The sequence below is a fragment of the Streptomyces sp. col6 genome, from assembly GCF_008042035.1.
In the GTDB taxonomy this organism is placed as follows: domain Bacteria; phylum Actinomycetota; class Actinomycetes; order Streptomycetales; family Streptomycetaceae; genus Streptomyces.
The window spans coordinates 1-644 of sequence record NZ_RDBL01000092.1 but is presented as its reverse complement, the minus strand read 5'-3'; the positions used below and the strand labels follow the sequence as shown (position 1 = coordinate 644).

Below are 644 nucleotides of genomic sequence, written 5' to 3'. Positions count from 1 at the left end.
TTCCCGGAACTCGTGGAGGAGGGCCACGAGCCCTGGCCGGGTGTGCGGTGGCTGGCGGTCGGCGGTTCCCCGGCGTCCACGTACGCCGTGGACGTCACCGACGGGCTGGAGGCGGGGATCGAGGCCCTGGCCGCGCACGCGGGCTATCTGGCGTCGCTGCCGCCGGACAACCCGATGGCGGACGCGGCCGGGTATCTGACGACCAAGCTGACGCGGTTCGGCGCGCGCTTCGGCGGGGTGCCGGCGCTGCCGTTCGAGATCATCGGCATCTGAGACGCGTACGGCCCACGGCCGCGGCCCCGCTCCCGTTGAGGGGAGCGGGGCCGCCGGGTGCCGGGGGTCTCAGGCCGCGGCCTGTTCCTTGCGCGGCGGCGTGTAGTCGGCGTGGTCGACGGCGCGCGCCCACACCGATTCGAACGCCTCCTTGCACTGGCGGATCAGCTTGGGGTCCTCGGAGAACGCGTGCGGGCCCCAGGAGCCGTCGCCGTGGAAGGTGGTCCATCGCAGCAGGCTGTCGTCGAAGACCCAGAAGTCGTTGCCGGGAAGCAGCAGGTCCGACGCGTTCTGCCGGGGCAGCCAGCGGACCTTCTCCCCCGCGGGCACGTTGACGATGGTGGTGGTCTCCCACTCGTACTGGATGAAGT

At 72.0% G+C, this 644-nt stretch carries 1 protein-coding gene and 1 pseudogene; one reads left to right on the top strand and one right to left on the bottom strand.

All coding sequences use genetic code 11. The features are described from left to right. Positions 1 to 273 (top strand): annotated as a pseudogene (locus EAO73_RS36265) (PIG-L family deacetylase); the annotation flags it as partial. Positions 274 to 342: 69 nt separating this feature from the next. Here EAO73_RS36265 and EAO73_RS36260 read toward each other — a convergent pair. After that, a partial coding sequence (locus EAO73_RS36260) for a DUF6879 family protein (RefSeq protein ID WP_412075998.1) occupies positions 343 to 644 on the bottom strand: 302 nt, incomplete at its 5' end.